The 22,379-nt window shown below is 72.0% G+C and carries 23 protein-coding genes; 8 read left to right on the forward strand and 15 right to left on the reverse strand.

What is annotated here, in order from left to right:
- Nucleotides 1-4: 4 nt before the first annotated feature.
- Nucleotides 5-1,153, reverse strand: coding sequence for an ROK family glucokinase (locus ACIOHP_RS27405; RefSeq protein WP_361541382.1), 1,149 nt, complete (start codon nucleotides 1,151-1,153; stop codon nucleotides 5-7).
- A 167-nt stretch (nucleotides 1,154-1,320) separates the two neighbouring features.
- Nucleotides 1,321-2,058 (reverse strand): GntR family transcriptional regulator, encoded by a 738-nt coding sequence (locus tag ACIOHP_RS27410; RefSeq protein WP_361483278.1) that lies wholly within the window; start codon nucleotides 2,056-2,058, stop codon nucleotides 1,321-1,323.
- 130 nt (nucleotides 2,059-2,188) lie between these two features.
- Between ACIOHP_RS27410 and ACIOHP_RS27415 the strand changes: the two genes are divergently transcribed.
- Nucleotides 2,189-3,190: a Gfo/Idh/MocA family oxidoreductase gene (locus tag ACIOHP_RS27415; protein ID WP_361481856.1), complete on the forward strand. Its 1,002-nt coding sequence runs from the start codon at nucleotides 2,189-2,191 to the stop codon at nucleotides 3,188-3,190.
- Between the two features lie 51 nt (nucleotides 3,191-3,241).
- Here ACIOHP_RS27415 and ACIOHP_RS27420 read toward each other — a convergent pair whose 3' ends face one another.
- From ACIOHP_RS27420 to ACIOHP_RS27430, 3 genes are all read right to left on the reverse strand, one after another.
- Nucleotides 3,242-4,426, reverse strand: coding sequence for a cytochrome P450 (locus tag ACIOHP_RS27420; RefSeq protein WP_401891662.1), 1,185 nt, complete (start codon nucleotides 4,424-4,426; stop codon nucleotides 3,242-3,244).
- A 43-nt stretch (nucleotides 4,427-4,469) separates the two neighbouring features.
- Nucleotides 4,470-5,177, reverse strand: coding sequence for a response regulator transcription factor (locus ACIOHP_RS27425; protein WP_361541388.1), 708 nt, complete (start codon nucleotides 5,175-5,177; stop codon nucleotides 4,470-4,472).
- Nucleotides 5,178-5,330: 153 nt separating this feature from the next.
- Nucleotides 5,331-6,590, reverse strand: coding sequence for a sensor histidine kinase (locus tag ACIOHP_RS27430; RefSeq protein ID WP_401891664.1), 1,260 nt, complete (start codon nucleotides 6,588-6,590; stop codon nucleotides 5,331-5,333).
- 170 nt (nucleotides 6,591-6,760) lie between these two features.
- Here ACIOHP_RS27430 and ACIOHP_RS27435 point away from each other — a divergent pair, with 170 nt between their 5' ends.
- On the forward strand, nucleotides 6,761-6,961 hold the full coding sequence (locus tag ACIOHP_RS27435; protein ID WP_401891665.1) for a hypothetical protein: 201 nt from the start codon (nucleotides 6,761-6,763) through the stop codon (nucleotides 6,959-6,961).
- 63 nt (nucleotides 6,962-7,024) lie between these two features.
- Here the strand turns inward: ACIOHP_RS27435 and ACIOHP_RS27440 are convergent, their stop codons facing one another.
- From ACIOHP_RS27440 to ACIOHP_RS27455, 4 genes are all read right to left on the reverse strand, one after another.
- Nucleotides 7,025-7,414: a ribonuclease domain-containing protein gene (locus tag ACIOHP_RS27440; protein WP_401891667.1), complete on the reverse strand. Its 390-nt coding sequence runs from the start codon at nucleotides 7,412-7,414 to the stop codon at nucleotides 7,025-7,027.
- A gap of 86 nt (nucleotides 7,415-7,500) precedes the next feature.
- A complete protein-coding gene (locus tag ACIOHP_RS27445; protein ID WP_361541929.1) occupies nucleotides 7,501-8,406 on the reverse strand; it encodes a DMT family transporter in 906 nt (301 codons plus the stop codon).
- A gap of 91 nt (nucleotides 8,407-8,497) precedes the next feature.
- Nucleotides 8,498-9,124 carry a dihydrofolate reductase family protein gene (locus ACIOHP_RS27450; RefSeq protein WP_401891883.1) on the reverse strand — a complete coding sequence of 209 codons (627 nt, stop codon included), beginning with the start codon at nucleotides 9,122-9,124 and terminating at the stop codon, nucleotides 8,498-8,500.
- A 78-nt stretch (nucleotides 9,125-9,202) separates the two neighbouring features.
- Nucleotides 9,203-10,021, reverse strand: a complete 819-nt coding sequence (locus ACIOHP_RS27455) for an AIM24 family protein (protein WP_401891668.1) — start codon at nucleotides 10,019-10,021, stop codon at nucleotides 9,203-9,205.
- Nucleotides 10,022-10,121: 100 nt separating this feature from the next.
- Here ACIOHP_RS27455 and ACIOHP_RS27460 point away from each other — a divergent pair, with 100 nt between their 5' ends.
- The gene (locus tag ACIOHP_RS27460; RefSeq protein WP_401891670.1) at nucleotides 10,122-10,859 is read left to right on the forward strand and encodes an SDR family oxidoreductase; all 738 of its coding nucleotides are present in this window, start codon (nucleotides 10,122-10,124) and stop codon (nucleotides 10,857-10,859) included.
- Nucleotides 10,860-10,920: 61 nt separating this feature from the next.
- Here the strand turns inward: ACIOHP_RS27460 and alc are convergent, their stop codons facing one another.
- Both alc and allB read right to left on the reverse strand, forming a co-directional pair.
- On the reverse strand, nucleotides 10,921-12,036 hold the full coding sequence (gene alc, locus ACIOHP_RS27465; RefSeq protein WP_361541401.1) for an allantoicase: 1,116 nt from the start codon (nucleotides 12,034-12,036) through the stop codon (nucleotides 10,921-10,923).
- Between the two features lie 46 nt (nucleotides 12,037-12,082).
- Nucleotides 12,083-13,420, reverse strand: coding sequence for an allantoinase AllB (gene allB, locus ACIOHP_RS27470; protein WP_401891671.1), 1,338 nt, complete (start codon nucleotides 13,418-13,420; stop codon nucleotides 12,083-12,085).
- Nucleotides 13,421-13,693: 273 nt separating this feature from the next.
- On the opposite strand from allB, the gene ACIOHP_RS27475 reads away from it, so the two are divergent.
- Nucleotides 13,694-14,488 carry an IclR family transcriptional regulator gene (locus tag ACIOHP_RS27475; RefSeq protein ID WP_307024138.1) on the forward strand — a complete coding sequence of 265 codons (795 nt, stop codon included), beginning with the start codon at nucleotides 13,694-13,696 and terminating at the stop codon, nucleotides 14,486-14,488.
- Nucleotides 14,485-15,189, forward strand: coding sequence for a DUF6304 family protein (locus tag ACIOHP_RS27480; RefSeq protein WP_401891673.1), 705 nt, complete (start codon nucleotides 14,485-14,487; stop codon nucleotides 15,187-15,189). Before ACIOHP_RS27475 ends, ACIOHP_RS27480 begins: the two co-directional genes overlap by 4 nt.
- Here the strand turns inward: ACIOHP_RS27480 and ACIOHP_RS27485 are convergent.
- The gene (locus ACIOHP_RS27485) at nucleotides 15,186-15,470 is read right to left on the reverse strand and encodes a DUF5955 family protein (RefSeq protein ID WP_361481887.1); all 285 of its coding nucleotides are present in this window, start codon (nucleotides 15,468-15,470) and stop codon (nucleotides 15,186-15,188) included. The two genes, ACIOHP_RS27480 and ACIOHP_RS27485, sit on opposite strands and share 4 nt — an antisense overlap.
- Before the next feature lie 218 nt (nucleotides 15,471-15,688).
- On the opposite strand from ACIOHP_RS27485, the gene ACIOHP_RS27490 reads away from it, so the two are divergent.
- Both ACIOHP_RS27490 and aceB read left to right on the forward strand, forming a co-directional pair.
- Entirely contained in the window at nucleotides 15,689-16,288 is a 600-nt protein-coding gene (locus ACIOHP_RS27490; RefSeq protein ID WP_401891675.1) for an NTP transferase domain-containing protein, read from the forward strand.
- A 184-nt stretch (nucleotides 16,289-16,472) separates the two neighbouring features.
- On the forward strand, nucleotides 16,473-18,107 hold the full coding sequence (gene aceB, locus ACIOHP_RS27495; RefSeq protein WP_401891677.1) for a malate synthase A: 1,635 nt from the start codon (nucleotides 16,473-16,475) through the stop codon (nucleotides 18,105-18,107).
- Here the strand turns inward: aceB and ACIOHP_RS27500 are convergent.
- The 3 genes from ACIOHP_RS27500 to ACIOHP_RS27510 are packed head-to-tail and all read right to left on the reverse strand — an operon-like array spanning nucleotide 18,097 to nucleotide 20,773.
- Nucleotides 18,097-18,390: a SelT/SelW/SelH family protein gene (locus tag ACIOHP_RS27500; RefSeq protein ID WP_361541420.1), complete on the reverse strand. Its 294-nt coding sequence runs from the start codon at nucleotides 18,388-18,390 to the stop codon at nucleotides 18,097-18,099. The two genes, aceB and ACIOHP_RS27500, sit on opposite strands and share 11 nt — an antisense overlap.
- Nucleotides 18,387-19,292, reverse strand: coding sequence for a HipA family kinase (locus ACIOHP_RS27505; protein WP_401891679.1), 906 nt, complete (start codon nucleotides 19,290-19,292; stop codon nucleotides 18,387-18,389). The genes ACIOHP_RS27500 and ACIOHP_RS27505 overlap by 4 nt, the downstream gene beginning before the upstream one ends.
- Nucleotides 19,293-19,312: 20 nt before the next feature.
- The gene (locus ACIOHP_RS27510) at nucleotides 19,313-20,773 is read right to left on the reverse strand and encodes an IucA/IucC family protein (protein WP_401891680.1); all 1,461 of its coding nucleotides are present in this window, start codon (nucleotides 20,771-20,773) and stop codon (nucleotides 19,313-19,315) included.
- Nucleotides 20,774-20,859: 86 nt separating this feature from the next.
- Here ACIOHP_RS27510 and ACIOHP_RS27515 point away from each other — a divergent pair, with 86 nt between their 5' ends.
- Nucleotides 20,860-22,374 carry an IucA/IucC family protein gene (locus tag ACIOHP_RS27515; protein ID WP_401891682.1) on the forward strand — a complete coding sequence of 505 codons (1,515 nt, stop codon included), beginning with the start codon at nucleotides 20,860-20,862 and terminating at the stop codon, nucleotides 22,372-22,374.
- The last annotated feature ends 5 nt before the right edge of the window (nucleotides 22,375-22,379 follow it).

Genomic DNA, 22,379 nt, shown 5'->3' on the forward strand with positions numbered 1-22,379 from the left:
GGGTTCACGCCTGCCCCTGGGTCGTACGGCGGGACTCCGTGTACTTGGCGTAGCGCTCGTAGCGCTCGACCCGACGCCGGTTGGCGCGCCGGAAGCGGCGGGCGACCAGGCGGGCGAGGTCGGCGGCGCCGACCATGCCGGCCTCGGGGCCGAGCTGGGCGCGGACGATGCGCGCCTCGGGGCGGTAACCGCGGCCGGTGAGCTGGCGCTTGAACGCGTCCCGCGCGGGGCCGATCAGCAGCTCGTCGGCGGCCGAGACACCGCCGCCGATCACGAAGCAGGACGGGTCGAGGGCGGCCGCGAGGTTGGCGATGCCGACGCCGAGCCACTGGCCGATGTCCTGGAGCAGCTCGATGCACATGGCGTCGCCGTCACGGGCCAGCTCGGTGATCATCGGGCCGGTGATGTCGCCGATCTGCCCCTTGACGTGCTCGATGATCCCGTAGGCCACCGGGGAGTCGGCCGCGGCCAGTTCCTTGGCCTCGCGGACCAGCGCGTTGCCGGAGCTGTACTGCTCCCAGCAGCCGCGGTTGCCGCACGGGCAGCGGTGGCCGCCGGGCACGACCTGCATATGGCCGAACTCGCCCGCGACTCCGAACTTCCCGCGCTTGACCTGGCCGTCCTCGAGGATCGCGCCGCCGATGCCGGTGCCGAGCGTGATCATGACCAGGTGGTCCTCGTCGCGGCCCGCGCCGAAGCGCCACTCGGCCCAGGCGGCGGCGTTGGCGTCGTTGTCGACCAGGACGGGCACGGCGAGCCTGCCCGCGAGGCGGTCGCGCAGCGGCTCGTTGCGCCAGGACAGGTGCGGGGCGAACAGGATGCGGTTGCGGTCGGCGTCGACCCAGCCGGCCGCGCCGATGCCGACGGCGTGCACGTCGTGGCGGTCGGACAGGTCCAGGACCAGTTCGCAGATGGTGTCCTCGACGACCTTGGGACTCTTGGACTTGTCCGGCGTCTCCGCGCGGAGCTTCTCCAGGATGTTGCCGTCGGCGTCGACGACACCCGCCATCACCTTGGTGCCGCCGATGTCGATCCCGACCGTCGGCACGCGGGGTGCGGTCAGGTGTGAGCGGCGTTCCCTGGTCCCGACCGTGCGGAGGACGGGGGCACGCCGGGAGCCGATCGGGGCCGTGAAATTGCCGTAGGTGCTCATCAGGCCCGATTGTGCCTCACCGTGAGTAAGGGTGCTGTGCGGGGGAGCAAAGGGGCGGTTCCTGTGCATTGCCGGGTGCGGGTGCATTGCGGCTCACCGCGCGCCGGTCGCATTGTCCGGACATTGGAACCAATGCGGCGACACTCAAGCCGATTCCAGGGCCGCCTTCAGGGCCTCACGAGCAGTTGGAACTCGAAGGAGTAGCGGGTGGGCCGGTAGGTGTGGGTGCCGAACTCGACCGCACGGCCGGTGTCGTCGAAGGTGACGCGCTGCATGGTGAGCAGCGGGGCGCCCTCCTCCTCGGCGAGCCGTTCGGCCTCGACGGCGGTGGCGCCGCGCGCGCCGATGGACTGACGGGCGCTGTGCAGGGTGATTCCGGCGGAGCGCATCATCCGGTACAGGCCGGTGGCCTCCAGCTGACCGGTCTCCAGGTCGAGGAGGTCGGTCGGCAGGTAGTTGCAGAGGTACGCCATCGGCTCGCCGTGCGCGAGGCGCAGCCGCTCGATGCGGTGCACGTCGCTGTCCTCGGCCACCCCGAGCGCGGCCGCGACCTCGGCGGAGGCCGGGACGAGGGTGTTGACGATGACCTTGGTGGCGGGGCGCTGACCTGCCGATTCCAGGTCGTCGTAGAGGCTGCTGAGCTCGAGTGGGCGCTTGACCTGGCTGTGCACGACCTGCGTGCCGACGCCGCGGCGGCGTACGAGCAGGCCCTTGTCGACGAGCGACTGGATGGCCTGGCGGACGGTGGGCCGGGACAGGCCGAGGCGCGCGGCGAGCTCGATCTCGTTGCCCAGCAGGCTGCCGGGGGTGAGCGTTCCGTGCTCGATCGCGGCCTCCAGCTGCTGGGACAGCTGGAAGTACAACGGCACCGGGCTGCTCCGGTCCACACTGAGTTCGAGCGACACGGTCGGGTCCCCATCTGGTTTCGGCACGGGCCCGAGCGTAGCTCCGCGCGCTGTTGACGGGAAGTTGTGTAGTTCGATTGTCAGGACATATGCATTGACAGGGTGGGGTCTCCGGCCACATTTTGTTCACATGCGCATCGGCGTCATCGGTACGGGCCGGATCGGCACCATTCACGCGAACACGCTCAGTCGTCATCGCGATGTCGGCTCTCTGATCCTCACGGACGCGGACGGCGCGCGGGCCCAGGAGCTCGCGAACCGGCTGGGGGAGACGGCCGCGCCGGGGGTGGACGAGATCTTCAGATGGGGCGTGGACGCGGTGGTGATCACCACCGCCACCTCTGCGCACGCCGAACTGATCGGCCGCGCGGCGCGCTCGGCGCTGCCGGTGTTCTGCGAGAAACCGATCGCCCTCGACCTGCCGGGCACGCTCCAGGCGATCGGCGAGGTCGAGTCGGCCGGGACCGTTCTTCAGATGGGGTTCCAGCGCCGCTTCGACGCCGGGTACACGGGCGCCCGGGAGGCGGTGCGGTCGGGGCGGCTCGGGCGGCTGCACACGGTGCGGGCGCTGACCTCGGACCAGGCGCCGCCGCCGGCCGCGTGGCTGCCGCTGTCCGGCGGGCTGTACCGGGACACGCTGATCCACGACTTCGACGTCCTGCGCTGGGTGACCGGGCGGGAGGTCGTGGACGTGTACGCGGCCGGCTCCGACGCCGGTCCCGCGATGTTCCGTGACGCGGGCGACATCGACACGGCCGCGGCGGTCCTCACCCTCGACGACGGCACCCTCGCCACGGCGACGGCGACCCGGCTGAACGGCGCGGGCTACGACGTCCGGATGGAGCTGGCCGGGGAGCTGGACCAGATCGTCGTCGGCCTGGACGACCGCACACCGATCGCCTCCACCGAACCGACGGGGCCGCCGGCCGCGACCAAGCCGTGGTCGGGGTTCCTGGAACGGTTCGGGCCGGCCTACGAGGCAGAGCTGAACACGTTCGTCGAGGTGGTCCGGGGCGAGCGGTCCAACCCCTGCGACGGGCGCGAGGCGCTCCAGGCGCTGCGGATCGCGGAGGCGTGCGAGGTGTCGCGGCGGGAGCGGCGGCCGGTGCGGATGGCGGAGCTGCCGGGCTGAGCGGTCCGCCGACCCCGTGACGGCCCTGCCCCGCACCTGGCCCTGTACGGCCTACCAGCGCACCGGCAGGCTCCGCAGCCCCCGTATCAGCATCCCCGGCAGCCACTCCCCCGGCGGTCCGTCCAGGGCCAGGTCCGGGGCGCGGTCCAGCAGGCTCCGGATCGCCGTACGTGCCTCCAGGCGGGCCAGCGGGGCGCCCAGGCAGTAGTGGATGCCGTGGCCGAAGGCGAGGTGGCCCCGGGGGTCGCGGCGGATGTCGAAGGTGTCCGGGGCCGGGTAGCGGGTGCCGTCGCGGTCGGCCGCGGTGAGGCCGACCATGACGTGGTCGCCCTCGGCGACGGCGGTGCCCGCGATCTCCAGGGGTTCGGCGGCGTAGCGGAACGTCGCGTTCTCCACCGGGCCCTCGTAGCGCAGTGTCTCCTCGACCGCGCCGTCGATCAGGCTCATGTCGGCGCGCAGGGCGGCGAGTTGGTCGGGGTGGGTGAGCAGGGCGTGGACGCCGTTGGTGATGAGGTTGACCGTCGTCTCGTGGCCGGCGATCAGCAGGAGGAAGGCCATGCCCAGCAGTTCCTGCGGGGAGAGCCGGTCGCCGTCCTCGGCGGTGGTGCGGATGAGGTCGCTCAGCAGGTCGTCGCCCGGTCCGGCGCACCGCTTGTCCTCGATCAGCTCGCGCAGGTACGCGTCGAGCCGGACGACGGCGTCGTAGGCGTTCTCGGGGCTGGTGGGCGCGACCACCTCCGTCGACACCTTCCGGAACTCCGTGCGGTCCATCTCGGGCACGCCGAGGAGTTCGCAGATCACGGTGATCGGCAGGGGGTAGGCGAGGGACTGCACCAGGTCGCCGCGGCCGTACGGCAGCATCGTGTCGAGGAGGTCGTCGGTGATCTCCTGGATCCTGGGCCGCAGTTCCTCCACGCGGCGCGTCGTGAAGGCGCGGGAGACGAGGCCGCGCAGCCGGGTGTGCTCGGGCTGGTCGGCGCCCAGCAGATGGCGGCCGATCAGCTCCTCCTCGTGGAACGTGACACCGATGCGGCGGCCGTCCTTGGACAGCCGGGGGTCGGCGAGCGCCGCCCGCGCCTCCTCGTGCCCGACGACGAGCCAGGCCCAGTAGCCGGGATCGGAGCCCGGCGGCCGGACCCGGTGCACCGGGCCGCGCTCACGCAGTCGCGCGTACACGGGATGCGGGTCCGTGCGGAAGGCCTCGCCGAACTCGCCCAGGTCGACCACTTCTGCCATGAAGATCCCTTCCCCTCACTCCGAGAACGCACAGCACGACCCGCTAGTGCCCGCCCTCCCCCGATTCCCCGGATTCCGCGGCGTCGGCCCCTTCCTCCAACAGCCCCGCGTCATAAGCGAGCAGCGCGATCTGCACCCGGTTGTTGAGGTCGAGCTTGGCCAGGACGCGTGAGACGTGGGTCTTGACGGTGGCCACGCTCATGAAGAGTTCCGCGGCGATCTCGGCGTTGGACAGGCCCCGGCCGACCGCGACGGCCACTTCGCGCTCACGGTCGTTGACGGCGGCGATCCGCTCACGCGCGCGTGCCCGGCGGGTGTCGGCGGCGGTGCCGGCCGCGTGGTGCATCAACTGCCGGGTGACGGTGGGCGACAGGACGGGGTCGCCGGCCGCGACCCGGCGTACCGCGTCGACGATCTGCGCGGGCGGGGTGTCCTTGAGGACGAACCCGGCGGCGCCCGCGCGCAGGGCGCGCAGGACCTGTTCGTCGGCGTGGAAGGTGGTGAGGACCACGACCTGGGGGGCGTCGGGCCGGGTGCGCAGCCGTTCGGTGGCGGTGATGCCGTCCATGGACGGCATCCGGATGTCCATGAGGACGACGTCCGGGCGGGTGCGGTCGACGAGCGCGTCGACGTCCTTGCCGTCGGCGGCCTCCCCGACGATCTCGATGCCGTCGGCACCGCCGATCATCAGGGACAGGCCGGCCCGAACCAGCGGATCGTCGTCGACGAGGAGCAGTCTGATCGCGGTCATGAGGCTTACGTAATCACGGTTTCGGGGTCCTACCGGCTGTCGTCGGCCACACGGCCGCACTCCGTGCCGGGACCGCCGTCACCGCGCCGAGGCTGCGTCAACGACGCGCGGGCTGCGGAGAGTTGCCTCGGATCCCAGAGTGCGGCGCCCGGTTCACGCCCATGGCAGCCACGCCCGCACCCCGAACCCCCCGCTCGGCTCGGGCCCGTGCTCGAGTCGTCCGCCGGCCAGCGACGCCCGTTCGGTCAGCCCGATGAGTCCCTGTCCGGAGCCCGGTACGGGGGTCACCTCGCCCTCGGGTGCGGGGTTGCGGACGGTCACGGTGAGACCCTCGCCGGGCGCGCCCTCGACCGAGACGGTGACCTCGGCGCCGGGGGCGTGTTTGCGGGCATTGGTCAGGCCCTCCTGGGTGATGCGGTAGGCGGTGCGGCCGATGGAGGCGGGGACGGCGGCGGGGTCGGTGACGCGGGCGTCGAGGAGGACCTTCATGCCGGCCTCACGGGACTCGGCGACCAGCGCGTCCAGCGCGGCGAGGGTCGGCTGGGGGCGGCCCGTGTCGTCCTGCTCCCCGGCCCGCAGGACACCGATGATCTCCCGCAGGTCCTGGAGCGCCTCGTGCGCGCTCTCCCGGATGACGCCGGCCGCGCGGGCGACCTCCTCCCGGGGTGCGTCGGGCCGGAACTCCAGCGCGCCCGCGTGCACGCTGAGCAGGGTCAGCCGGTGGGCGAGGACGTCGTGCATCTCACGGGCGATGGCCTCGCGGGCCAGCCGCTGCGCCTGCTCGGCCCGCAGCCGGGCCTCCGTCGCGGCGCGCCGGGCGCGGTCCTGAAAGCTCAGCACGAGCTGCCGCTTGGACCGTACGACCATGCCCGAGGCGACCACCACCGCGGTCATCAGCACGAAGATGAGGACCGTGACGAGATACGGCAGCTCGGGGTCGGGCCGGATCCAGAAGTAGAGCGGGATCAGTGCGATGTTGGCCCCGCCCACCCACGCGATGTACCGGAACGGCCGGTGCACGGCGAGCGTGAACAGGGCGATGACGCAGGTGCCGCCCGCGGTGTCCGAGACGAGTCCCACGGGGAGCGTGGCGACGGCCAGCCCGACGGGCCAGCGGCGGCGCAGCCACACCGCGGCGCAGGCGACCGCGCCGATCGCCTGGTCGAGGCGGGCTAGGGCGTCCGGGACATGGGGGTTGGAGGTCACCGCGTCCGCGCCGACCAGGCCGATGATCACGGCCACCCCGAAGCAGCTGAAGTCGACGAGCCAGTCGCGCGCGGTGCGCCGGGGCCGCCGTCCGGGGCGCTCGCCGTCCGGGTCGAGTTCCTTCAGGACGGCCGAGGGCATCAGCCAGCGCCGCCCCGCGAACGCCGGGGGCACCACTGCGTGCTCGTCTCCACTCACGGTCGACAAATCTACGCACGGAAGACCCGTGTCACCTCCGCGCGGACGGGATCTCCGACCAAAGTCGGCGGGCCGCCTACTTTCGGCGCGGCCGGACCGCGTGGAGCGGAGACTTCCGTCGCATGCGCCTCGCCCCGCGGCCGATGTTCGTGGGGGGTCCGCGGGGCGAGCGTATGCGCATGAAGCAACTGCTGGAACTGCTCGGATTCCTCGCCCTGGTGCAGGGCGTCGCCGGCCTGGTGCACGAGTTCACCGACTGGCACTGGGGACTCGTGCAGCGGATCGGCTTCCTCGACGGCCACGGGCTCTACGCGAGCGTCGCCCTGCTCGTCCTGGCGATCGCGCTGTTCGCCGCCGCGGAGAGCCGGAAATCGGGCTGAACGCGGACCGGAGCTCCGGCCCGCCGCACCGTTCCCCGACGCCCCGACGACGTCCGACTCGGCTCAGCAGCTGTAGTTGACCAGCTTGAACGTGGCGTAGTGGTCCGCCGTGTAGTAGTCCTCCTGGGTCTTCTGGCCGGTGACGATACGACGGGCTCCGCGCGTGGACGATCCGGGCGTGATGACCGTGTACTCGTGGTAGTAGCTGCTCGACTGGCTGGGCAGGACGCCTTCCCGGTTCTGGAAGACGGTGCCGTCCTGGGAGTACGGGTAGGGGCCACCCTGCTCGATCAGGTCGAGGGTGTCGTGCGCCTGGGAGGGCAGGGCGCCGTAGCAGATACTGCCGACCGCGGCGCCCGCCGGGGAGGCCGTGGCGACGGTGCCGCCGACGAGAAGCGCGGACAGGACGGCGGCCGCGGCGCCGATACGAGTGATTCGTGGGGGGAATCTCATGCCCTCATGATGACGCGCGTAGACAGTGGCATGTCAATGACAACTCCGGAGATTTTCACCGTCAAGTCCGATGAGTTTTCGCGGAGTTAACCTGCCGCCCGGCGTCCCCACGCGGTCCCCACAAGCACCAGCGCGCCACCCGCCAGGCCGAGGACGCCGAGCCGTTCCCCGCCGAGCGCGATGCCGGCCAGGGCGGCCCACAGGGGCTCGGTGCCGAGCAGCAGGCTGACCCGGGACGGGGAGGTGCGGCGGACCGCCCACATCTGCACGAAGAAGGCGAACAACGTGCAGCACACGGACAGGAACAGCAGCCCGGCCCACTCGCGCGGCCCGAAGTCCACGGCCGTCTGCCAGGGCGTGGCGTCGGCACCGGTCGCCAGGAGGGCGAACACCGCCACGGCGGCGCCGAGTTGGACGGTGGTCAGGGAGAGCGCGTCGGCGCCCTGGACGGACTTGACGCGGGACATGGCCAGGACGTGGACCGTGCGGGCCAGGGCCGCGAGCAGCATGAGCAGATCGCCGAGGGAGGGCGAGGTGAAGCCGCCGCCCTGGGTGAGCAGGACGACGCCGAGCACGGAGAGGGCGGCGGCGCCGAGGAAGGCCCGTGAGGGGCGGACGCGGGTGACGGCGGCCTCGGCGAGCGGTGTGAAGATCATGGTGAGGCTGATGATGAGGCCCGCGTTGGTGGCCGAGGTGTGGACGACTCCGTACGTCTCCAGCAGGAAGATCCCGCTGAGGATCAGCCCGAGGAGCCCGGCCCCGCGCCACTGGGCGGCGCTGAGGGCGCGCAGCGAGCGCCGGCCGACGGCCACGAGGGCGGGCAGGACGATCGCGAAGCGCAGCACCAGGACCGCGATCACCGTGCGGGCGGTGGTGATGTCCTTGGCGGCGAGATAGCTCGCGCCCCACACGACCGCCACGAGCAGGACGGGCAGGTCGGTCAGCCAGGTGCGGCGGGGCGCGAGGACGCCCGGTACGGCGATCGAGGACATCTGGGCGGCTCTCCCGGTCTCCATCGGTGATGCGGAGACGTCGGTGGCTCGCACGCGGAGCGATCACCGTACCCGCGCGGCCGGACTTCGCCTAGGGGTTTTCGGGGAGCTCGTACGACCCGTACTCCGGCCGTCCCGCCAGGTCGTACGTCTGGATGGAGGCGCCCGTGGAGGTGATGAGCCCGCTCCGGTGCGTGAAGGCGGTCGGCAGGCCGCCCTCGGTGAAGAGGCGGCGGCCGGCGCCGAGCACGACCGGGAAGGTGATCAGGTGGACGGTGTCGATCAGGTCGAGATTCAGCAGGGACCGCAGGAGCGCTCCGCTGCCGTGGACCTGGATCTCGCCGTCGGTGCGCTCCTTGAGGGTGGTGACCTCCTTGGCGAGGTCACCGCCGATGACGGTGGTGCCGGCCCACTCCGGGTCGGTGAGGGTGGAGGAGGCGACGTACTTCGGCAGGCCATTGAGCTTCGCGGCGACCGGGTTGGCGGGGTCGGTGACCTTCGGCCAGTACCCGGCGAAGATGTCGTACGTACGACGGCCGAGGAGGAACGCGCCGACGTCGGCGAAGACCCGGTCGACGAACCGGCCGAAGTCCTCGTCGGCGTACGGGACGGTCCAGCCGCCCTGCTCGAAGCCGCCCCTGGTGTCCTCCTGGGGGCCGCCGGGGCCCTGGTAGACGCCGTCGAGGGTGAGGAAGATCTGGGAGACGAGCTTGCCCATGACGGGTGCCTTCTCTCGGGTGGGGTCTGTTGTCATCAGCTCAGACCCCACCGGCGCCCGCAACTCATCGGTGGCGCGTCACCCGGCGTTCGTGGAGAACAGACCGCCCGTCGGGCCCTGCTTGTCGCCGCCCTGGGCCTTCCTCAGGGCGTTGGCGAGGCTCTCGATGGTGAGGGACTGGAGGATGACGCGACCGTGGCCCTCCAGGGTGGCCAGGGAGAGGCCCTCACCGCCGAAGACGGCGTTCATCAGGCCCTGGCGGTTGAGGCCTCCGACGCGCTGGACGCCGTAGCGGATGCCCTCCTCGAAGGCGACGACGCAGCCCGTGTCGACCTCGATGCGGCCGCCGAAGTCGGCCGGGTCGAGGTCGATGAAGTTTCCGGCGCCGGCGATGATCACAGTGCCGCGGCCGGTGAACTTCTCCAGGACGAACCCCTCGCCGCCCTTCATGCCGGTCCTGCCGCCCTGGAAGGCGATACCGAAGTCGACGGTGGACTCGGCGGCGACGAAGGCGTCCTTCTCCGCGAACCACGCGCGCGTGCCGTCGAGCTCCAGGGCCCGCATCTCACCGGGCAGGACGCCCGCGAAGCCGACGGTGCCCTCGCCGCCGGTCGAGGTGAAGTACTGGAACGCGAGCGACTCGCCCGCGAGGGCGCGCTGACCGACCTGCATGGCGGTGCCCATGGCCTGGCGGAGCATGCCGCCCCTGCCGCCGGCGCCGCCCTGGGGCTGCTGCTGTCCGCCGGGGTTCGACGGGCCGCCGAGGCGGGTCTCCATGGTGACGTTCGTGGTCTTGAACAGGAACTTTCCGGCCTCGCAGTACACGGTCTGGCCGGGCTGCAGGCTGACGACCGCCATCTGCATGGCGTTGCCGACGATGTCTTGCTGAAGGGTCACGTCAGGAGAACGCGGGAAGCGGAGGAAAGAGTTCCGGCCTTCCGGCCTCGGTGTCCGTTCGCCGCCAGCACAGGCGCCCGCGGACCACTGGGATGGAGCCATGACTACTTCTTCGAACGGCAAGGCGGCTCTCGTCACGGGCGGCAGCCGCGGTATCGGCGCGGCGACGGCGGTACGGCTGGCCCGGGAGGGCGCGGACGTGGCCCTCACGTACGTGAACGGAAAGGAGGCGGCCGAGGACGTCGTACGGGCCGTCGAGGCGGTGGGACGCCGTGCGGTGGCCCTGCGGGCGGACTCCGCGGACGCGGCGGAGGCGGCGGGGGCGGTGGACCGCGCCGCGGAGGCGCTGGGCGGCCTGGACGTGCTGGTGAACAACGTGGGCGTGGGGGTGCTGGGCCCGCTGGAGGACCTGTCACTCGCGGAGGTGGACCGGGTGCTGGCGGTCAATGTGCGCGGGGTGTTCCTGGCCTCGCAGGCGGCGGCCGCACGGATGTCGTCCGGTGGCCGGATCATCACCGTCGGCACCTGTATGACCCAGCGGGTGCCGGGCCCCGGCGGCACCCTCTACGCGACCAGCAAGTCGGCCCTGATCGGCCTCACCAAGGCCCTCGCCAGGGAACTGGGCCCCCGCGGCATCACCGCGAACATCGTCCACCCCGGCCCGACCGACACCGACATGAACCCGGCGGACGGTCCGTACGCCTCCGGCCAGTCGGCGATGACGGCGCTCGGGCGGTTCGGGACGGCCGACGAGGTGGCGTCGATGGTCGCGTACCTGGTGGGGGCGGAGTACGTCACGGGCGCCGAGTTCGCGGTGGACGGAGGCCACGCGGCCTGACACGCGCGTGGGGCGCACCGGGCCCGACGGCCCTGGTGCGCCCCACGCGTGCGTGCGGGTGTCAGCCGCCCAGCTCCTGGTGGCGGGCCGCCAGGGCCGCCGCGCCGGACTCCGTCAGGGAGCCGTGCAGCCGCAGTCGGGAGATGCCGCCGTCCGGGAAGATGTCCACGCGCGCGTGGGTGCCGACCGCCGGGGCCGGGAGGACGAAGCGGTGGTCGGTGTCGGGCTGGAGGCGGGTGCGCGGGAGGATCTCCGTCCACTCGCCGTTCTCGCCGTCCTTGACGGACACCGAGGCCCAGCCGGCGCTGTTGCCCTTCAGATACGCCGTGTCGATCTCGATCGCGCGGATCTGGGACTGGGCCACCAGGCGGTAGCGGATCCAGTCGTTGCCCTGGTCGCGGCGGCGGCGGGTCTCCCAGCCGTCGTCCATCTTGCGGGAGCGGCCCGGCTGGATGGTGTTGGAGGCCGGGGAGTAGAAGAGGTTGGAGGCGTCCTCGGCCTGCCCGCCGTTCTCCAGGGCGACCACGTCGAAGGTGCCGAGGACGTCGAGCCACTTCGGGTCGGGGACGACCTCGCCGTGCACCCGCAGGCGCGCGATGCCTCCGTCGGGGTGCTGGTTGACGCGCAGGTGCGTGAAGCGCTGCTCGACCGCCACCTCGAAGCCGTTCGCCGCGTGGCCGCCGACCGCCGTGCGCGGGACCAGCGTCGTCCACTTCACGTCGTCGCCCAGCAGTTCCTCCGGCGACGGCGAGCCCGCCACCGACGTGCCCTCGACCGACACGGCCTGCGGGTAGTTGCCGCGGAAGTGGGCCGTGTCGACGACGATGCCACGGATCACGCCGGGCGCGCCGAGGCGGACCAGCGCCCAGTCGTGGTCCTCGGCCGTGGGCCACGGGTGCCCGGCGGAGGCACCGCGGCGGCGGCGCGTCTCCCAGCCGTCCATGATCTTGCCCTTGTGCCCGAAGTGCTCGGGGTCGAACTCGGCGCGCTCAGGGATCAGCAGGTTCTCGCGCTGGGCGAAGAACTCGTCGTTGGCGGCGATGACTCCGGCACCGAGCTGCCGGGCGGCGAGGTCGGCGTACTGGGTGAAGGGGAAATCGGCGGTGCGGTAGTCCGCGTACGGGTCACCGCCGCCGTACGGGTTCGCGTCGCCGGTGAAGCTCGGAATCGCCGTCAAAGGTCTGCCTTTCGAGAGTCGGCCGCTGCGGGTGCGGGGGTCTGGTTCAGTGGTCCCGGGCGAGGAGTCGGCCCTTCGGCTCGGTGAACTCGCCGTCCTGGACGATGCGTTCGCCGCGCAGCCAGGTCGACTTCACGACGCCGTACAGGGTCTTGCCCGCGTACGCCGTCACGCGGTTGCGGTGCTGGAGCCGCGCCGGGTCGACGGTGAAGGTCTCGTCGGGCGCGAGGATCGCGAAGTCGGCGTCGCGGCCGGCCTCGATGGCGCCCTTGTGGTCCAGGCCGACCAGTTCGGAGGTCCGGGTGGACATCCAGCGGACGACGTCCTCGAGCGAGTGGTCACGCCTGCGCGCCTCGGTCCACACGGCCGCGAGGCTCAGCTGGAGGCCGGAGATGCCGCCCCACGCCGTCGCGAAGTCGTCCGTCTTCAGGTCGGCCGTCGACGGCGAGTGGTCGGTGACCACGCAGTCGATGGTGCCCTCGGCCAGCGCCTGCCAGAGCAGGTCCTGGTTGGCGGACTCGCGGATCGGCGGGCAGCACTTGAACTCGCTGGCACCGTCGGGGACTTCCTCGGCGGTGAGGGTGAGGTAGTGCGGGCAGGTCTCGACCGTGACGCGGACGCCCTCGGCCTTGGCGGCGGCGATGACCGGGAGCGCGTCGCTCGACGAGAGGTGCAGGACGTGCACCCGGGCGTCCAGCCGCTTCGCCTGGGCGATGAGCTGGGCGATCGCGGTGTCCTCGGCGTCACGGGGACGGGAGGCCAGGAAGTCGGCGTACCTGGGGCCGGCCTGCTGCGGGGCGGCCTCCAGGTGGTGCGGGTCCTCGGCGTGCACGATCAGCAGGCCGCCGAAGGAGGCGATCTCGGCCAGCGACCGGGCGAGCCGGTCCTGGTCGAGGTGCGGGAACTCGTCCACGCCGGACGGGGACAGGAACGCCTTGAAGCCGAAGACACCGGCCTCGTGCAGCGGGCGCAGGTCCTTGACGTTGTCGGGCAGGGCGCCGCCCCAGAAGCCGACGTCGATGTGGGCCTTGTCGGCGGCGACTTCCTGCTTCGTCCGGAGGTTGTCGACCGTCGTCGTCGGCGGCAGGGAGTTGAGGGGCATGTCGACGAGGGTGGTGATGCCGCCGGCCGCCGCCGCGCGTGTGGCGGTCCAGAAGCCCTCCCACTCGGTGCGGCCCGGGTCGTTGACGTGCACATGGGTGTCGACCAGGCCGGGCAGGACGACGTGGTCGCCGGCGTCCTCCAACCGGGCACCCTCCGGGACGGCGGCGTCGTACGGCAGGACGGCCGTGATCTTCCCGGCGGAGACGGCGACCGAAGCGGCACGCGTCCCTTCCGGAGTGATGACGCGCGTCGAGCGCAGCACCAGTTCTACGTCGGACACCCGGACCCCTCTCTGTCGCCGTTGTTACTTCCGGGAAACGGGATTTACTTCCACGTAACGGAATTCAACGTTCTGTTGAAGGAGTCTTCACTCCCGCTTCCGCGCCGTCAAGGGCACACTTCTCCAGAGGGCTTCGATGCGCCACACTCTGGACGTTTCCACAAGGCGGAATTAGAATTCCGACAGGCAGAACGTAGCTACGCACCAACGGGGAGTCAACCGACTGGCGGGTAGGCTTCTGCCCTTTCCCGCCCGCCCCGAAAGGAACGCGCCGTGCCGACGTCCAGCGCCAGCACCACCGACTCCGCCAAGTCCACCACTGGCGGGGTCCAGTCCCTCGAGCGCGCCTTCGATCTGCTGGAGCGGATGGCGGACGCGGGCGGCGAGGTCGGCCTGAGCGAGCTCTCCGCGAGCAGCGGACTGCCGCTACCTACCATCCACCGTCTCATGCGCACGCTCGTGGCCTGCGGTTACGTCCGTCAGCAGCCCAACCGTCGCTATGCGCTGGGCCCGCGTCTGATCCGCCTCGGCGAGTCCGCGGCCCGGCTGCTGGGCACCTGGGCCCGCCCCTACCTGGCCCGGCTGGTCCAGGAGACCGGCGAGACGGCGAACATGGCGCTGCTCGACGGCGACGAGATCGTGTACGTCGCCCAGGTGCCGTCCAAGCACTCGATGCGCATGTTCACCGAGGTCGGCCGGCGCGTCCTGCCGCACTCCACGGGCGTCGGCAAGGCCCTGCTGGCGAACGTCCCGGACGCCGAGGTGCGCGCCCTGCTCGCCCGTACCGGCATGCCGGCCGCGACGGAGAAGACGATCACCACGCCGGAGGGCTTCCTCGCGGCCCTGGCGGACGTACGGCAGCTCGGTTACGCGGTGGACGACAACGAGCAGGAGATCGGCGTCCGCTGCCTCGCGGTGTCGGTCCCGGACTCCCCCACCGCCGCCGCCATCTCGATCTCCGGTCCGGCGGGCCGGGTCACCGAGGCGGCGACGGACAAGATCGTGCCGGTGCTCCAGCAGGTCGCCGGGGAACTGTCCGAGGCACTGGCGACCCAGAGCCCCGCATGACCGGCTTAACGCGCTGGCCGGGCCGGTACACCGACCGGCACGGCACCGAGGAGATCCTCATCGAGTCGGACGGCCGGGAGCTGATCCGCACGACGATCAGGGGCGTCCGCTTCGAGGGCGAGACGATGGACGATCTCGGCGCCCTGGGCGGTGAGCCGCCCGAGCTCCCGTTCTCCTTCTTCGACGGAGGCCTGTGCTCCTGCCTCCTGGAGTGGGAGGTTCCGCTGCCCGTCGACGTGGCGGGGGACGGCGTGCGGCCGGGTGTGCTGCACTGCGCCCTGCGGATGGGGGGCCCAGCGGGTCCGGGGCGCGGCCTGGACGCGGAGACGCTGACCGCCACCCTGCGGCTGGGCGGACACGAGTACCACGTCGTCGACGGCCCGGGCGACCTCGAGCACGCCCTGCACGCCCTCCAGCGCGAGTTGCCGAGAGCGGCCCGGCTCCGGGCCTGCGTCGCGTGCGCCTGGTCCGACTACCACCCGGCCGGCAGCCCGATGATGGCGGGACTGGCCTGCTTCCGTGACGCCAAGGACCTCTACCGCCGGGTGGACGGCAAACACGGGCCGCACGGCATCTTCGCGGTCTGGCACGCACAGACCGAGCTCGTCCAGGAGACCTGGCTGTGCGCGGAGTTCGAGCACCGCACCTCGGACCACGGCTACCGGGGGCCGTTCCCGTACCGCGGGCCGCTCCGAACCTAGCGCCGCGGCTCCCCGAACAGATCCACCGCGTTCCGTACGTCGGTCAGCCCCCGCGACAGCGCGCTCACCGACCCGATCGCCGCCGCGATCAGCAGCAGCGACCTCCGCAGCCGGGGCACCTCCGGTGTCCCGTCGATCGTCATCGCGGCCAGCGCGGCGAGTTCGTCCTCGGCGATGCCCCGGTCGGGGAACTCCGCCGGATGCGCGGCGAGTTCGCGGCGCAGCCGGGACACCGCGGTCCGCAAGCCCGCCACCCTGGGGTCCTCGTCGCTGCCGGTCACTGACGGCCTCTGTCCCAAGCTCCGCAACACAGCTCTCCCCCCTCGCACGCCGTTGTGCGCCCTACGTCGTGATCCCGCCCGAACCGCCCCATGGCGTTGGTCGGGCGCCGGGGACGGGGGTCAGTAAACGCCAGCCGACAGGGGCCGCGCCACTGCGCGGACCGAAATTCAGCCCCCGGAAACCGGCCAGTACGCGGGGCGTCAGGTATGCAGGACGCATGACGGACAACGCGCACCAGGTCGCCGGGCTGCTCCTCGCCGCGGGGGGCGGCCGGCGGCTGGGCGGACGCCCCAAGGCGCTGCTCGGACATCGCGGCAGGCCATTGATCGAACACGCGGTGGGCGTCCTGCGCGCGGCGGGCTGCGCGCGCGTGCACGTGGTGCTGGGCGCGGCCGCCGACGCCGTACGCGAGACCGCGCGGCTCGACGGCTGCGTGCTCGTGGACAACCCCGAGTGGGAGCAGGGCATGGGCTCCTCGCTTCGAGCCGGTCTCGACTCGTTCTCCGGCACGGACGTGCGGGCCGCGCTCGTGTCGCTGGTCGACCAGCCCGGTATCGGACCCGAGGCGTACGCGCGCGTGCTCGGCGCGTACACGTCCCCCGACTCCCTGGTCTCGGCCGCCTACGACGGCGTCCGCGGACATCCCGTGCTCTTCGGGTCCGCCCACTGGGCGGGGATCGCCGCGACTGCCACCGGGGACCGGGGGGCACGCGCCTATCTGAAGGAACGCGCCGGGGAGATCACCCTCGTCGAGTGCGGGGACGTCGCCCGGCCGTACGACATCGACACCGTCGAAGATCTGCAGCACCTTGAGTGAGCGGGGTGGCACTCAGCGCCACGTTCCCTCGACTCGGAGAATCTCGATATCAACAAACCATTGAACTTCCACGATGAGGAAACTAGTATCCACTGATCAGAAGCGCCCTACCCCTCCCAGGGCGTTCCTCGCCGTACCCGGTTCGAGTGGCACCCGGTGCCAACGCTGAAGGAAGTGACAGCTCATGTCCGCACCAGCGCCGTCCCCGCTGGCCATCGTCGACGCCGAGCCCCTGCCCCGGCAGGAGGAGGTGCTCACCGACGCGGCCCTCGCCTTCGTGGCCGAGCTGCACCGCCGGTTCACGCCCCGCCGTGACGAGCTCCTCGCCCGCCGCGCGGAGCGCCGCGCCCAGATCGCCCGCACCTCCACGCTCGACTTCCTCCCGGAGACCGCCGCGATCCGCGCGGACGACTCCTGGAAGGTGGCCCCCTCCCCCGCGGCCCTCAACGACCGCCGCGTCGAGATCACCGGCCCCACCGACCGCAAGATGACCATCAACGCCCTCAACTCGGGTGCGAAGGTCTGGCTCGCGGACTTCGAGGACGCCTCGGCGCCCACCTGGGAGAACGTGATCCTCGGCCAGGTCAACCTCGCCGACGCGTACACCCGGAACATCGACTTCACCGACGAGAGGTCGGGCAAGTCGTACGCGCTGCGCCCGGACGAGGAGCTCGCCACCGTCGTGATGCGGCCGCGCGGCTGGCATCTCCACGAGCGCCACCTCGTCGACGCCGACGGCTCCCAGGTGCCGGGCGCCCTCGTCGACTTCGGCCTGTACTTCTTCCACAACGCCCAGCGTCTGCTCGACCTCGGCAAGGGCCCGTACTTCTATCTCCCCAAGACCGAGTCGCACCTCGAAGCCCGCCTGTGGAACGACGTGTTCGTCTTCGCGCAGGACTACGTCGGCATCCCGCAGGGCACCGTCCGCGCCACCGTCCTGATCGAGACGATCACGGCGGCGTACGAGATGGAGGAGATCCTCTACGAACTCCGCGACCACGCCTCCGGGTTGAACGCGGGCCGCTGGGACTACCTGTTCTCCATCGTCAAGAACTTCCGTGACGGCGGCGCCAAGTTCGTCCTGCCGGACCGCAACCTGGTGACGATGACGGCCCCGTTCATGCGGGCGTACACCGAACTCCTCGTCCGCACCTGCCACAAGCGCGGCGCGCACGCGATCGGCGGCATGGCGGCGTTCATCCCGTCCCGCCGGGACGCCGAGGTCAACAAGGTCGCCTTCGAGAAGGTCCGCGCCGACAAGGACCGCGAGGCCGGCGACGGCTTCGACGGCTCCTGGGTCGCCCACCCCGACCTGGTCCCGATCGCCCTGGAGTCCTTCGACAAGGTGCTCGGCGACCGGCCGAACCAGAAGGACCGCCTCCGCGAGGACGTCCACGTCGAGGCGGCCGACCTGATCGCGATCGACTCGCTGGACGCCAGGCCGACGTACGACGGTCTCGTCAACGCCGTGCAGGTCGGCATCCGTTACATCGAGGCCTGGCTGCGCGGTCTCGGCGCGGTCGCCATCTTCAACCTGATGGAGGACGCGGCCACCGCCGAGATCTCGCGCTCGCAGATCTGGCAGTGGATCAACGCGGGCGTCGAGTTCGAGCACGCGGGAGAGACGGTGAAGGCCACGCCCGAGCTGGCCCGCGAGATCGCCGCCGAGGAGCTGACCCACATCCGCGCGGAGCTCGGCGAGGAGGCGTTCGCCGCCGGCCACTGGCAGCAGGCGCACGACCTGCTCCTGGAGGTCTCCCTCGACGCCGACTACGCGGACTTCCTGACGCTGCCCGCGTACGAGCAGCTCAAGGGCTGACGTCCTCCTGCGCGGCCTTGTCCGAGTGGCCCAGGGACTTTCCCGGGGCCACTCGGTCGCGTACGGCCTGCTTCACGGCGGTGGGCTCCGGGAAGCCCTGCTTCCTGCGGTCCCAGACGACCTCGTCGTCGACCCGGACGACGAAGACGCCACCGGTGCCGGGCTTGAGCGACAGCTCGCCCAGCTCCGTCTCGAAGGTCGTGAGCAGCTCCTGCGCCAGCCAGGCCGCGCGGGGCAGCCAGCGGCACTGGGTGCAGTACTCGATCTGTACGACGGGACTCATCCGAGGTGTACCGACCAATCCTGTTCCGCCGCCGGTTTGCCGTGCAGGTCGGGGACCCGCTTCAGCCAGTCCGGACGGCCCTGCTGTGTCTTCGCCGCGCGGAGGGCCTCCTCCGCGGCGAGTTCCTCCCGGGTGGGGAAGTCGGTGGGCAGCCAGGCCTGGGAGGCCTGTACGCGCGCGTGGAGGTACTCCACGTAGGCCTCCCGCGCCAGGGACGGCGCGTCGAAGTCGGTGAGCCAGGCGTCGGGGACCTCGGCGACGACGGCGCGCAGCAGTTCCTCGGTGACCTTCGGCGCCAGCTCCGCGTCGGCGGCGCGTACGTCGGGGGCGTAGTGGCCGAGGGCGTGGTGGCGGAAGTCGTAGCGCTTGGCGGGGTCCGAGCCGTCCCAGCGGTGGTGGAAGACGAGGGCCGCGCCGTGGTCGATCAGCCACAGGCGCGGGGGCGCGACGCCGAGCGTGGGCCAGACCATGAGGTTGGAGCTGTGGACCGTACGGTCCACGTTCACGGTCAGGGCGTCGAGCCAGACGATCCGGCCCGCCTCCAGGGGATCGACCCGGAACGTCCTGGCGACCTCCGGGGTGAAGTCCGCGGCGCCCGACAGGTAGTCCATGCCGAGGTTGACCCCCGCGCTGGCGCCGTGGAGTTCGCGCACCTCCTGGTGGGGCTCGCTGTCGGCGATCGCCGGGTCGAAGTGCACGAGGACCAGTTCGGGGAAGCGCAGTCCGAGCGCGCGGGCCAGCTCGCCGACGATCACCTCGGCGACCAGGGCCTTGCGGCCCTGTGCGGAGCCGGTGAACTTCACGACGTACGTCCCCAGGTCGTCGGCCTCGACGACTCCGGGCACGGAGCCGCCGGACCGCAGCGGGGTCACGTATCGAACAGCAGTCACATCGCGCAGCACACGGGCCAGGGTAATTCAGATCATGTGGCGGCCAGGGGGTTCGGCAGGGGGAGGTAGCGCGCGTCCGCGCCGTCGGCCCCGGTCCAGCGCAGCAGCAGGTTGGTCTTGCCGGGGAGGGTGGGCGAGGCGAGGAGGGCCCTGGTCTCCGGGAGGTCGTGGCGGGCCAGTTCGCGGCGGGCGGCGGGCCAGGGGTCGAGACCGGGGTGCCGCTCGGCGAGGACGGCCGCGACCTCGCACAGATGGTTCACGACCAGCGTGTACACCAGCCGCTCCCACCCGGCCGCCCGGCCCACGTCCGACAGCAGCTTCACGCCCTCGGCGTCCCGGAACAGCGCCTGCACGGGTGTCCCGTCGGCGTCGACGGCGATCAGCGTGTTCTGCAGATGGGCTTCGAGTACGACGCCGTGGTCGGCGAAAGCCGCGAGGGCGGGCGGTACGACGGCGCGCAGATACGCCTCCCACCAGGCCGCGCCTCCGGACGGGCTGCCGTCGAAGCCCTCCACGAGGCCCGCGGCCAGCAGCGGGGTGGCGCCGGTCCTGAGGTGGCCGTGGAAGCCGTCGCGGACCAGGACCGCCAGTTCCTCGAAGGCGAAGTCGGCGGTGCGGTAGCCGCGGTCCGACAGCCAGGCTCCCGGCCCCCCGGCGAACGCGCGGGCCGCCGCGGTGTCGGTCGTGCGGAGTTTCAGCAGGTCGTGGCGCCACAGGCGGCGGATGTCGTTGGTGATCCGCACGTCGAGGCTGAACTTCAGGAACAGGTCGTGCCCGGGGGCGTACAGGGTGCGGATCGCGGCCGTGGGCCAGGCGTCGAAGCCGGTGGTGCCGAGGCGGATCAGACGGCCGTCGGCGAAGGCGTCCGAGAGGTCGACCAGGTCGAGCTGCCAGGGGTGGGCGGGCAGCAGCCGGTAGCCGGGCGGGGCCGCGCCGAGGGCGTCCAGGGCGGCGGTGTCGCCCTCGTCCACGACCGTGTCCTCGCGTACGCCCAGCAGCGTCAGCGGGAAGCGGGCGTGCGCCTCGGGTGCGTACGGCAGCCAGCCCGCGGCCGGGCCGCCGCCGCGCGCCTTGGGGGCGGGATGGTACGGGTGGCCGGTGAGGAGGGACTGCTCGGAGAGCAGGTACGGGTCCACGGGCGGGGTGGCACGCGCGCGTGCGGCGAGGATCGCGGCCACCGCGTCCCGGCTGTCGATCATCTCGGCGGGCAGTTCGGGGTTGGACAGGCCGGTGTGGCGGGTCAGTTCCTCGACGACGAGCTTCACGAGTTCGGTGTGGCCGACGCGCCGCCAGTGACCGCCGGTGTCCACCTCGGGGTCCGCGGGCCGCCGTCCGCCGCGCACCCGCAGCAGTCGGCCGCTCGGCAACCTGTGCGTGCGCGGTTCGCCGGGGCCCGGGAGCGGCTCGGCGACCTCGCGCAGCAGACAGTTGAGCAACGGCGCCGCGGCATGGGCGTCAGCGGCGGCCGGGGGAATGAGGTCCACGCGGTTCACTCGTTCTCTACGGGCGGGCGGAGACGATCAGTATCTATGTCGTCACCCCCGCCGTGACGCCCTACTCGTACCCGAGGAGCCAGCCCGTGCACCGTCCCCCCACCGCCGAGGCCGAGGTCGCCGAGGAACTGGCCGAAGTGCGCCCCGACCTCGTGTCGCGGTACACGGCCGAGCTCCCCGGCGCCCGCGCGGCCGTGCTGACCCGGCTGTGGCGGGCGCTGGCCCATGAGCCGCTGCCTTGGGTCACCCGTCGCGAACGCACCCGGGACGCTCTCGTCCTGCGCCTTCGTGACGGACGCCGGCTCCAGGGGCCGCCCGCCGACCCGTACGCGACCGCCGCGTACGTCACCGTCGTCCACCTCGACGACCTGGCGTACGACGATCCGGCACGGCTGACGACCGACCTCGGCGTACCGCACGGCCCGGATCTGGCCGCCGAGCTCGGCCACAGCGTCGCCTCCATGGCGCTGTCACGGGCCGGGCAGCAGAACCCGTCGGACGAGTGGCCCGGGACCGACCGGGAGTGGGAGCAGCGGGTGGTCGACGGGCATCCGTACCACCCCAACTGCCGTTCCCGGCCCGGCTTCTCGGTGGCCGAGCAGCTGGCGTACGGGCCCGAGCACCGGCCGCTCGTCGCGTTGCGCCTGCTGCCGGTCAGGGCGGACGAGTGCCTGGTGACCGGCGTATGGCCGGACGGGATGCGGGACGGGGAGCGGCTGTTGATCCCGGCGCATCCCTGGCAGGCGGCCCATGTGCTGAAGCGGGCGGGCGACGAGGGGCCGGTGGCGCATCCGCTGATGTCCCTGCGCACGCTGGCCCTGGCCGACGGCGGTCCGCATGTGAAGACGGCCCTGAGCGCCCGGCTGACGTCCTCGGTGCGGGACATCTCCGTCTACTCGATCGGCCTGTCGGCGACCCTGTCGGCGTTCGCCGAGACGCTCACCGCGCACACGGACGGTCTGCTGCACTTCACCCGCACCCTGGGCGCGGCGACGGCCGACTCCCCCGACCTGGCCGCCGTCCTGCGCGAATCGCCGCAGATGTACGCCGGGAGCGGCGAGCGTGTCGTCCCGGTGGCCGCGCTCGCCACCACCGGGCTGCCCCGATCCCCGGCCTGGCTGGCGGAGTTCGCGCGTCTCGCGCTCACCGTGGGGCTGCGGCTGCTGGAGCTGGGTGTGGCGCTGGAGGCGCACGGCCAGAACCTCCTGGTGGTGCTGTCCTCGACGGGCGCCCCGCTGCGGCTGGTCTATCGCGACCTGGCCGACATCCGGGTCAGTCCGGCGCGGCTGACGCGGCACGGGCTCCCGGTACCGGAGTTGACGGGCCGGATCGTCACGGACGACGAAACCGCCCTGCGGCGCAAGCTGTTCGGGGCGCTGATCGCCGGAGCCCTGGCGGGGACGGCGGGTTCGGGTGCGGCGTTGGGCGCGGCGCTGGAGACCGTCGTAGGAGATCTTCCGCGCACTCCGGATCTGGTGGCGCTTCTCGAGAACCCGCTGCCCGCGAAGGCGTTGACGCTGATGAGGCTGTCACCGGGGACGCCCGGAGACCAGTGGGCGCGGCTGCCGAACCCGGCCCGTTTTGGAGTGCGGCACTCCTGATCAAT

Source organism: Streptomyces sp. NPDC087859 (assembly GCF_044742595.1).
Lineage (GTDB): Bacteria > Actinomycetota > Actinomycetes > Streptomycetales > Streptomycetaceae > Streptomyces > Streptomyces canus_F.